The 10683-nt window shown below is 69.1% G+C and carries 9 protein-coding genes; 1 reads left to right on the forward strand and 8 read right to left on the reverse strand.

What is annotated here, in order from left to right:
• Positions 1-30: 30 nt before the first annotated feature.
• The 4 genes from map to HV783_RS23665 all read right to left on the reverse strand — a co-directional run bounded on the left by map (position 31) and on the right by HV783_RS23665 (position 2636).
• Positions 31-822: a type I methionyl aminopeptidase gene (map, locus tag HV783_RS23650; protein WP_054502405.1), complete on the reverse strand. Its 792-nt coding sequence runs from the start codon at positions 820-822 to the stop codon at positions 31-33.
• Positions 823-1068, reverse strand: coding sequence for a ParD-like family protein (locus HV783_RS23655; protein WP_054415514.1), 246 nt, complete (start codon positions 1066-1068; stop codon positions 823-825).
• A gap of 89 nt (positions 1069-1157) precedes the next feature.
• Positions 1158-2318: a PAAR domain-containing protein gene (locus tag HV783_RS29530; protein ID WP_244976835.1), complete on the reverse strand. Its 1161-nt coding sequence runs from the start codon at positions 2316-2318 to the stop codon at positions 1158-1160.
• Between the two features lie 36 nt (positions 2319-2354).
• A complete protein-coding gene (locus HV783_RS23665; protein ID WP_231132841.1) occupies positions 2355-2636 on the reverse strand; it encodes a hypothetical protein in 282 nt (93 codons plus the stop codon).
• 146 nt (positions 2637-2782) lie between these two features.
• On the opposite strand from HV783_RS23665, the gene tssA reads away from it, so the two are divergent.
• Entirely contained in the window at positions 2783-3895 is a 1113-nt protein-coding gene (tssA, locus tag HV783_RS23670; RefSeq protein WP_175189986.1) for a type VI secretion system protein TssA, read from the forward strand.
• Between the two features lie 35 nt (positions 3896-3930).
• Here the strand turns inward: tssA and HV783_RS23675 are convergent, their stop codons facing one another.
• From HV783_RS23675 to HV783_RS23690, 4 genes are all read right to left on the reverse strand, one after another.
• Positions 3931-4725 carry an OmpA family protein gene (locus tag HV783_RS23675; protein ID WP_064522811.1) on the reverse strand — a complete coding sequence of 265 codons (795 nt, stop codon included), beginning with the start codon at positions 4723-4725 and terminating at the stop codon, positions 3931-3933.
• Between the two features lie 2 nt (positions 4726-4727).
• A complete protein-coding gene (tagF, locus tag HV783_RS23680) occupies positions 4728-5711 on the reverse strand; it encodes a type VI secretion system-associated protein TagF (RefSeq protein WP_144657689.1) in 984 nt (327 codons plus the stop codon).
• Positions 5708-9412 carry a type VI secretion system membrane subunit TssM gene (tssM, locus tag HV783_RS23685; protein ID WP_054502409.1) on the reverse strand — a complete coding sequence of 1235 codons (3705 nt, stop codon included), beginning with the start codon at positions 9410-9412 and terminating at the stop codon, positions 5708-5710. The genes tagF and tssM overlap by 4 nt, the downstream gene beginning before the upstream one ends.
• Before the next feature lie 119 nt (positions 9413-9531).
• A partial coding sequence (locus tag HV783_RS23690) for a hypothetical protein (protein ID WP_175189987.1) occupies positions 9532-10683 on the reverse strand: 1152 nt, incomplete at its 5' end.

Raw genomic sequence — 10683 nt, forward strand, 5'->3', positions numbered from 1 at the left:
TCCGTTAATTGCCGTCGCCGGCCGGCGGCGTCAGGGAATCGGCGGGTAGTCGCCGAAGCCGTCCGGCCAGGACGTCAGCACCTCGTAGCCGGTGTCGGTGACGACCACCATGTGTTCCCACTGGGCCGACAGCGAGCGGTCCTTGGTGACCACGGTCCAGCCGTCAGGCAACTGCTTGGTCTGCGGCTTGCCGGCGTTGATCATGGGTTCGATGGTGAACATCATGCCGGGCTGCAGCACCAGGCCCTCGCCGGGGCGGCCATAGTGCAGCACCTGCGGTTCGTCGTGGTAGATCTGGCCGATGCCGTGGCCACAGTATTCGCGCACGATGCTGAAGTGCTCGCGGTGCGCGACGGTCTGGATGGCGTGGCCGATGTCGCCCAGCGTGGCGCCCGGCTTGACTGCCATGATGCCGGCGCGCATGGCCTCGTAGGTCGTGTTCACCAGGCGGCGCGCCAGCGGGCTCGGCTGGCCGACAAAGTACATGCGGCTGGTGTCGCCGAACCAGCCGTCCTTGATGACGGCCACGTCGATGTTGAGGATGTCGCCGTTCTTGAGCACCTTGGCCGACGGGATGCCGTGGCAGATTACGTGGTTGGCCGACGCGCAGATGGTCTTGGGAAAGCCGTGGTAGCCGACGTTGGCCGGGATGGCCTTCTGCACGTTGACGATGTAGTCGTGGCAGATGCGGTCGAGCTCGTCGGTGGTGACGCCGGGCCGCACGTGCTCGGCGATCATGTGCAGCACTTCCGCCGCCAGGGCGCCGGCGCGCCGGGCCATGGCGATGTCGGCGGCGGATTTGATGGAGACCTTGCGCGCCATTTACGCGGCCTCCTGCTGGCCGGCGGTTGCCTGTCCGTGGGACAGGGCGGCGATGCTGAAGCCCTCGGCCTGCTCGATGCGGATCAGCAACTGGCAGATGTCGGCGTGGCGCAGCTCGGGGTAGAGCTCGGACAGCATGCCGATGCGCATCCAGTGTTCGGCCTGCGAGTTGATCGAGCGGCTCAGCGCGCTGCTGGCCACGCGCAGATTCTCGTGCATCTGCTCGGAAATCTTGACGATGCCCATGGTGAGTGTTCCATATATGGTTTGTATATGGAACGTATGTTATCCCACCGTCGGGACCGGACGCAAACCGCCGCGGGGCGCACCCGGCGTCAGGCGCGCCCCTGGGCGGGGGCCTTTTCCAGCAGGTCCATGGCGTCCAATTGACGGTAGCGCGCCGGATAGATCGAGCGCGCGTAGTCCTCGCACGGCGTGCCCTGGGTGGCGATGGCCATCACCACGAATTCGGCAAAGTCCTCGGGCGGACCGGCCTTGGCGTAGTCCGACGGGAAATTGCCGTCGGATCGGGCGGCGGCGCCCCAGGCCTTCATGTCGACGCGGGCGTTGTTGGCGTAGCTGTGGGCCAGTTCGTGCAGCACGGCGTGATCGATCATGGCCTGTTCGCCCGACATGCTGTAGAGCGTGATGCGCGAAAACATGGTCTCGCCCACCGTGTGCGTCTCGCGTGTCGGGTCGGCCCAGGGCGGGCCCTTCACCACTTGCGCGTTGAGGCGCGTGATGCGGTCTTCCAGCGCCATCCCCTTGGCCAGGCGGATCTGCAGATCGCGCCCTTGCAGCATCGCCTTGGGGGCGATGCCCAGGCTCTTGGCGACCTGTTCCGGTTGCGGCTGCGGTTCCTCGGTCAGGCGCTCGGTGAATTCCTGCGGCCGGCGCTGCATCAGGTCGCCGGTCCAGAGGGGATCGCGCGGTTCCAGCACCACCGGCACGCGCTGTCCGGCGGGCCAGGCTTCGTACATGACGCACTTGTCGTCCCCCGCGCGCGCCAGGTTGGCGGGTGGCTGGTAGGCCGACGGCCCGGTCAGCTTCACCGGAACCCGTTTGGCGTCGAACATGGCCTCGGTGAGCTTGAGCGTGTCCTGCACCTGGGCGCATTTCACCGGCGCGTCCTGCGCCGCGATGGGTTCGATCGCGGCCAGCGCCGCCGGCGCGCCGGCCTGCAGAGCCTGGGGCGCGTCGTTCACGCCCGCGCCGCCGCCATCACCGCCGCCATGTTCGAGCTGGTAGAACTGCTGGCTGGCGATCAGGGTGGCGCCGCAGGAGGTCTTCATGCCCTCCAGCGCGGTGCGGCGGTCGGAACTGACGCTCTGCACGCCCTCGACGATGGTGTGCTGGCCGGGGCACTTGGGGCAGGTGACGCGGTCGCCGACGCGGGCCATGGGCCGGCCGAAGATCTGTACGGATTCATCCCCCGTCACCACCACGCCGCCGTGCGAGGTGCGGTCACCCTTGCGTATTACGGATCGCTGCGCCATGGCCGCCCGTTGCTCCCGAAAGAAGGTTAAGTCTGCTTACAGATAGGTGCCGTCCGGCGCCATGCGCGGGGTGCCCACGACGAAGGTGCCGTCGGGCGCCATGCGCACCGGGCCGCCGCCGCCAAGGTAGCGGCCATCGGGCGCGCGCTGGGGCGTGCCCGCGACGTACGTGCCGTCCGGCGCGCGGGTGATGGGCCCACCGTCGCCGACGTAAGTGCCATCGGGGCAGCGTCGCGGCGTGCCGTTGATGAAGCGGCCGTTGGGCATCATGTGGAATGACTTGTTCATCGCGACTTCCTGGGTTTGGAGAGCTTGCATGATAGCGATGGTCCCTGATGCGTTTTGTAATAGGGCGTGTCATGTTCCAACGTAACGCGGTTACAGATATGGGATCATCGCTGCTTTCGCCGCCGGGCCATGCGCCGCTTGCGCATGGCTCGCCACCCGCAACGACACAAGACACTATGAGCGATATCGACGCACTGCTGCAGCCCATTCCGGGCGAGGCGCCTTGTGGCGCCGACATGGTCTTTTCCGCCGAATTCGACGCCATCCGCGAGGCCCGCCGCCAGGATGACCCGCACCTGGACCAGGGCGACTGGGTCATCGACATCAAAGAAGCCGACTGGCCGCAGGTGATCCGCATCTGCACCGAGGTGCTGACCCAGCGCAGCAAGGATGTGCGGGTGGCCGCCTGGCTGGCCGAGGCCTGGGCCAAGACGCGCGGCTTCGCCGGCCTGCGCGACGGCTTCCTGCTGGTGGACGGGCTGTGCCGGCGCTATTGGGATGGCCTGCATCCGGTGCCGGACGAGGGCGACGTGCAGCAGCGCGTGGGCAACCTGGCGTGGTTGTTGTCGCGTTCGCAGCAACTGGTGCGCGAACTTCCCTTGACGCAGTCCGAGGGAGGGCGCTTCGGCGCGGTGCTGTGGGACAGCGCCTCGCAACTGGCCAACGCCATCAAGCGTTCGCCGCAGAACGCCGCCGACATGTCGCGTGGCAAAGTCACCCTGGAGCAGTTCGACGCCGCGCGCCGCGACACGCCGCCGGCGTTCTACGCCGAGCTGGAAAGCCAATTGCAGAGCTGCTTCGGCGCGGTCGACGTGCTGGAATCGACGTTGACCGAGCGTCTGGGCGACGAAGGCCCGGCCTTCACGCCGGTGCGCACCGCGCTGAAGGACGTGACCGAGCTGGTGCATCGTTTCGCCCGCGAGGCCGGCCTGCTGGTGCGCGCCGACCTGGCGCCGGCGCCGTCCGCTCAGGCCGCGCCGTCCACCGGCGCGCCCATTACCCGCATGGAGCCCACCTTGACCGCTGCCGACCTTCCGCCCACGGCCTCCACGGCCACGCGCGGCCCGCTGCAAACGCGCGACCAGGCCCTGGCGCAACTGCGCGAAGTGGCCGAGTTCTTCCGCCGCACCGAGCCGCACAGTCCCGTGGCCTATCTGGCCGACAAGGCCGCAAGCTGGGGCGAGATGTCGCTGCACCTGTGGCTGCGCACCGTGGTCAAGAACGGCGAGGCGCTCTCGGGCCTGGAAGAGCTGCTGGGCGTGCCCAAGCCGCCCGAGAACAACGGCTGAAATCCCGCCCGTGGCGCTGGCCGCGTGGCCGCCGCTCAGCGGCTGGCGCGGAATTCGATGCGGCGGTTCTTGGCGCGGCCCTCGGCGGTGGCATTGGTCGCCACCGGCTGGTCCGGCCCCGCGCCCAGCGTCTCGAAGCGGCCGGGCGGCAGCCCCTTGTCGACCAGATAGGCCCTGACCGCGTCGGCGCGGGCCTGGCTCAAGGCCAGGTTGGTGCTGCGGCTGCCGGAGCTGTCGGTGTGGCCAATGATCTGCACCTTGTCGCTGTGCAGCTTCGGGATCACGTCGGCCACCTGGTCGAGCAGTTCGCGCCCGCGCGCCGTCAGCGTGGCGCTGCCAGTCTCGAATTCCACCACGCGGTTGGTGAGCACCTTGTCCAGCAATCCCTGTTCGTCCTTGCCGGCCGCCACGCGAAGGCCGTTGACGATCTTGTAGGTCGGGTTGAGCGAGGTGGCGAAGGCGCTGGCGATCTGCTGGCGCGAGGCCTCGTTCTGCACTTCGCCCTGCAGGCGGATCTGGGTGCCGTCCACTTCCAGTTGGCCGCGGTTGATTTGCTTGAGCGGCTGGCCGATCAGCTTGCCGACGTGCTCCGACCAGTTGGGGGGCGCGACCACGCCGCCGACCTCGATCTGGTCGATGACGTTGCCCACGCCATAGACCTGTTGCAGCCGAGCCAGCACGTCGGCCTTGGTGGCCTCGTCGGGCACGGCGCCGCTGGCCACCACCTGGCCGGGCTGCGGAATCACGTTGGCGGGGACGACGGTGGCGGCGTCCTGCGCCGCCGCGGCGCACGAGAACAGCGCCGCCAGGATCAGGAGAGAGACGCGCATGGTCAGGCTCCGGTGAAGACTTCGAGATAGGTGTCGAGCGCCATGCGCAGCGACAGCCTGGGTTGGTCCAGATAGCTGGAGAGCTTGGCCAGGCCGTGGCTGGCCGACACGTGGTTGCGCACCCAGGGCGCGTCTTCCAGCACGATGTAATGCTCGGCGAAGGCCTGCGGCGTGGACAGCAGGCTGGCCAGCGTCTGCGGCGAAGCGCCGCGAAAACCCGCCACCAGCCGGTGCTTGCCGCCGATGCGGCCGATGAACACCGCGATCTCGAAATCCGCGCGCGCCAGGAACGGCGCGATCAGCGTCATCCAGTACGAGGCCACCAGATTGATGTAGAGCGGATCGTCCGGCAGCGGCAGCGCCAGCCCGCGGTCGAGCTGCGAGGAACCGCTGGACATGACCGGTTCGAGCAGGATGCCCAGCGCCAGGACGATGTCGTGCACGTTGGCCGCGTGGCCGTTGCCGCGCAGCATGGCCTGCAGGCGCTCGACGGTCTGCAGGTCGACGAAGGCATCGAAGCCGTCGTCGGCCTCGGTGCGGATTTCGCCCTCGAGTTCGTTCAGGCTCTGCAGCGCCGGGCCGGGGTCGGCGTCGGTCATCAGCAGCGCGGCGGCGCCGCTCATGCGGTTCCACAGCCGGCTGAAGGCCATCGGGCTGCGGGCGATGAAGGCCAGCGGCCGCTGCACCTCGACCGAAGTCGCCGACAGGAACGGAAAGCGACGGCCCGACTGGTCGCGGCTGGGCTGGAGGTGCCCGGCGATGGCCAGCTTGCCGCGCGAGCCGAGGATGGCGAACGGCATCGGCTCGGCCTCGTCGTACAGCGTCTTCCAGTGCGGGTCCTGGGCCAGCAGCTCCATGGTGTTGGCGACCCAGCCGTCCAGCGTGCTCATCAGTTGTGGATGCGAGGTGTTCTTGACGAAGTCGCCGCGGGCCGGGATCTTGCCAAAGTAGGCCGTGCGGAACAGGGGGGACTGCAGGTTGCTCATTGCGGCGCTCCGGGTCGCGTCTGGGCGGAGGAGGATTCGGAAGTGGCGCCCACCACGGAGGAGGGCAGGCGCAGGTTGCGCAGGCCCTGGCTGCCGCCGGGCTCGCTGCCGCCGGCGCCGGGCGCCTGGGCGTTGCTGATGATGCGAAGCTTGACCGGCACCGTCACGTTCGACTTGCCCCAGCTCATGTTGAAGCTGCCGTCGGCGTTGGAGGTGCGCTGGGCGGTCGCGATCAGGCGTTCCAGGCCGAAGCGGCCGGGTTCGTTGACGATCTCGACCACGCTGCCGTCGAAGGTGGTGGCGGTGATGCGCGCGCCGGGCGCGCCCTGCGCATTGGGCCAGACGAAGTTGACCCATTGCGGCGGCGTGTTGCGGTAGCGAAGTTGCTGGCCGTCGATCTCGATGGTGTATTCGGTCACCCCGGCGGCGGGCTTGGGCTGGATCTGGAACAGCGTCTGCGGCTGGCTGGCCGAACCGGCGCCCGCGCCGCCGGACAGCGGCGCCACCCACTGCGCGAAGTTGGCGGTGAAGGTCGGCTGCAGGCTGATGCCCATGTCGCCCCAGGTGCGCGCCGTCAGGATGTCGCCGCGGCGCACGGTCAGCGGGCCGAGGGTGTCGTTGACGTATTTGGCGATGCTGCCCTGCGGGCCGAACACCTGGCCGATCTCGTCGCTGCTGGCCTCGACGCTGGCGCGCGAGGCGAACGGATACTTCTCGGCCAGGGTCTGGTTGAACGGCTGATAGACCTGCGCGTTCCAGACCTTGTTCAGTTCGCGCTCGGCCGGTTGCATGGCCACGGCGTAGGCCTGGATCAGCGGCCGCACCAGCAGCGGGCGCAGCGTCTCGCGCTGCGTCGCCGACAGGCCGGCCAGCATCTGCTCGTCGACCAGCTTGAGCGCGTCGGCCAGCTCCGAGTCCTTGCCTTCCAGCGTCTGGCGCAGCAGCACCAGCGAGCCGGGGCCGGGGTCGCCCTGGTTGTTGAGCAGGTTGAAGCGCGTGCGGATCTTGGACAGCGCGCCCATGTAGTTGCCCAGCAGCGACTGGTTCTCACGCGTCACCACCAGGCGCGCCACGTCCGAGAACTCGCGGCCCACCGGACCCATCGGGATGGCCTCGCCGTTGGCGGCAGTGGCGGGCGCCGGCGGCGTCTGCCGCAGGATCACGCGCTTGAACCAGCCGACCACGCCGCTTTGCGCCTGCTGCAGGCCGGCGTTGACCAGCGACGGGTTGTCCCACGAGGTCTGCTCATAGGCGGTGTTGATCAGCTTGGCGATGGGCGAGGTCTGCGGGTCGCCCAGGCGGTTCATCGCGCCCACCGACTGCTCGAAGCTGGTGAAGGGCTTGATGGTCACGCCGCGCAGGAACTTCTGCCATTCCTGGGCGTACTCCGTCTTGTACATCGTCGCCAGGCTCTTCTGGATCTGCTCGGGGCTGCCGTCCAGCGTCAGGTCGTCGCGCGCGTTCACGCCCAGCACCCAGTCGCTGGTCTGCACTTCCTTCTTGGCGGCCTCGTTGATGGCGGGCTGGATGTATTGTTCCCAGGCCTCGCGGGTGAAGGTGCCGGGGATGGCGTAGCTGCCGGCCACCACGCCGGCGTCGTTCTCGCCGACGATGCGCGCCACCGTCATGGTCTGGAAGCGCGTGGCGGCGCGCGCCTTGAGCGTGGCGTAGGCGCGTTCGCGCGCCGGCATGCCCTGCATCACGGCGCGCAGGCTGGCGCGGGTCTTTTCCACCAGCGCCAGGTTGGTGTCGATCTGCGGCCAGCCGGCGTCGGGGGCGCGGCTGACGTAGAACGAGATCAGGCGCTCGGCGCTGCGGATCAACTGGTCGCGCGGCATGGCGCCGCGGTTGGTCTCCAGCCAGCCGCGCCAGAAACGCGTGATCTGGTCGGACAGGTGGGTCGGGTCGACGTGCTGGCGATTGGCCATCATCAGGTACGTCTTGAGCGCGTTGTAGGCGTCGTCGGCATTGGTCGGCGAGGCGTCCTGGAACAGCGTGTCGCCGCCCGCGGCATTCGCGCCGCGCAGCGCCTGCGGCGCAGGCTTCGGCGCGCCGCCGGCGGCCGCCGCGTTGCCGGACATGTCGACCTTGGCCAGGAAGTCCTCCAGGCTCACCTTGACCGGGCTCAGCATGAACTGGCGTGCGCCGTTGTAGTACTCGGCCAGCAGGCGTTCCTTGAGCACGTCGCCCTGGTACAGCCCCAGGCCCAGCGACCACGGGCGGCTGGACGAATAGCGGTCCAGTTGTTCGATGCGGTCCTGCAGGATCTCCATGGCCTCCAGGCGGCTCTGCAGGTCGGTGCGCTCGCTTTGCAGGCGCACCACCTTGTCCAGGTCGGCCTGCACGTTCTGCGCCAGTTGGCGGTTGCCCAGGTACGACCAGCTCCAGCCGCCCAGCACCAGGCCCAGCGCCAGCACCAGGCCGAAGAAGGTCAGGTAGCGCACGCGGGTCTTGGCCGGGCTGGCGTGCTGGCGCACCAGCTTCTTGTCGGCGAAGATCACGCTGGAGAACAGGTCGCGCAGGAAGAAGCCGTTGTGCGAGGACACGCTGCGCGCCTGGCCGCGCGGGGCCGGGCGCAGGTCGAAGCGCTCGGCCAGCCGTTCGGTCGAGGTGCTTTGCGACACGCCTTCCTGCAGCGCGCTGGTGAAGTAAAAGCCGCGGAACACGGGCTTGTACTGGAACGGGTTGGTCTCGAACAGCGTCGACAGGAAGGTGCGCAGGGCGGGCTTGATGCCGGCGAATTCCAGCGGGAACGTCAGCAGTCCCGGCGGCAGGTCGCGGTTGTTGCGCAGCGAGATCTGCGCCGTGCCCATTTCCTTGAGGCCTTCGTACAGTTCGTCGAAGCGTTCATCGAACAGGGCCAGCACGTCGCGGTTCTCTTCCGCGCCGTAGGGCAGGGTGGCGCCCCAGACGCGGTCGCGTTCGCGCTGGTCGCTGTCGGAGAAGAACTCGTTGAAGCCGGAAATCAGGTCGGCCTTCGTGAAGATGATGTAGACCGGCGCGAACACTTCCAGCCGGTCGGTCAGTTCCTGCACCCGCTGGCGCAGGTTCTTGGCCAGGTTGATGGCGAACTCGGGGCCGGCGCCGGTCAGCTCGTCGATACTGGCGGCCACGATGATGCCGTTGATCGGCGCCTTGGGGCGATGGCGCTTGAGCAGGTCGAGAAAGCCCATCCATTCGTTGCGGTCTTCCTCGTGCACCGAGTAGCGGCCGGCCGTGTCCAGCAGGATGCCCTCGGTGGTGAAGAACCAGTCGCAGTTGCGGGTGCCGCCCACGCCGCGCACCGCCGCCCCGTTCTTGTCGGCGAAGGGAAACTGCAGGCCCGAGTTGATTACCGCGCTGCTCTTGCCCGCGGCCGGGTTGCCGATCACGATGTACCAGGGCAGTTCGTACAGGGCTTCGTTGCCCGAGACCTGGCCGATCTTGGAGGTCTTGATGGTGCGCACGGCCTGCACCAGCCGGGTGCGCAGCGCGTCCACGTCGCCGCGGTTGGCGGCGGCCGCGCCGGCCTGCACCTGCTGCTCGAGCATGTCGCCCAGGTTCTTGTTGGCGCGCCGCGCGCGGCGCCGGCGCCACAGGTAGGCGCACAGCCAGATGAACAGGAAGATCCCCAGCGCGATGGCGGCCCAGACCAGGCCGATCTCGACCGTGTCGGCGAACAGGAACAGGAACACGACCAGGGCGATCAGGCCGATCGCCATGAACAGGCGCGGGTTGCCGAGGGCGCGCGATGTCCAATGTCGGCCTTCGCTCAGGGCGCTGGAGATACCGGAGAAGAAACCTGAAGGGCTACGCATGATTCTGGCTATTTTTATGTGGGTCAGGCGGAGAGGGACGGAGACAGCAGGGCGAGTGTGCGCAAAGCGGGGTCCTGGGTCATGACGGCGATGACGGGGGCTTCGGCCTGCGCGCAGGCCTCGCCGGCGACCGCCAGCGTCAGCAGGTGCGCGGCCGCGCCGGTGTAGCCGCAGGCGCCGCCCACGGCCAGGCAATCCTCATTCGGATCGAGTGTGGTGAACAGCGTGCTGGCCAGTCCCGCGGTTTCGAGCGGACGGCTGCCACGATGGTCGGCGTCGCTGACCAGCGCTCGGATGTCGTCCGCGCGCCGGTCCTGCTGCTGCAGGAAGTGGCTGGCCAACTCGGCCAGCATCGGTTCGCTGGCGGCGCCACGGGCGTCGGCGCCGGTGGCGCGGTGCGCCATGGGCGACAGGGCCAGCTCGAAGGCGCCGTCCGGCGGCGCGGCGCCGGCGTTGTCACCGGCCCCGGCCTGGTTCAGGTCGAGCAGCAGGCCGGCGGCCGCTTCGCCGGGCACGCGTCCCTGCGGATTGGCGCTGTCGACCAGCATGCCGTCCGCGTCCCAGTCCTGCACCACCGCGGCGTCGATATAGGAATCGGCCGAGGCCACGATGCGCAGCGGCGCGCGCGCTGGCGTGACGGGCTCCAGCGCCAGTTGCCGCAGCAGGCCGTCGCTGGCCAGGGCGTCGCGCGCCTCGTGTGGCCGCAGCGTCAGGCGGGCGGCGGGCCAGGCCGCGATGAGGCGGGCCTGGGCCAGCGCGTGCTCGCGCGCCGCCGGCGGCCATTGGGCTGGCAGCAGCAGTTCGACCTGCAGCAGCGGCCAATCGTCGTCGCGCTCCGGCGTGCCGTGATCCAGCACGTGGGCGCGGGCCTCGCGCGCCAGGCTCTCGACCACTTCGCACAGCAGGGCGGTGGCGCGCAGGCAGTTCTCGGCCTGCGCGGCGGCGGGCGCGGCTTGGGTTTCCGCGGCCTCGCGCAGCATGTGGTTGTCCAGGTGCGCGGCGCGCGCGCTGAAGATGGGAAAGCCGCGGGCGTTCTTGAGCGTGTCGTCCAGGTCGGGCCGCTGCTGTTTCGCCAATGCCTCGTGGATCGCGGCCGCATCGCTGCCGGGCGCGGCGCGCGCGGCGCTTGCCAACACCGCCAGCCGCGTGGCGGCCGGCGCCGCCTGGGGCGCCTG

Origin of the sequence: Achromobacter dolens (assembly GCF_902859745.1) — a bacterium.
Lineage (GTDB): Bacteria > Pseudomonadota > Gammaproteobacteria > Burkholderiales > Burkholderiaceae_B > Achromobacter > Achromobacter dolens.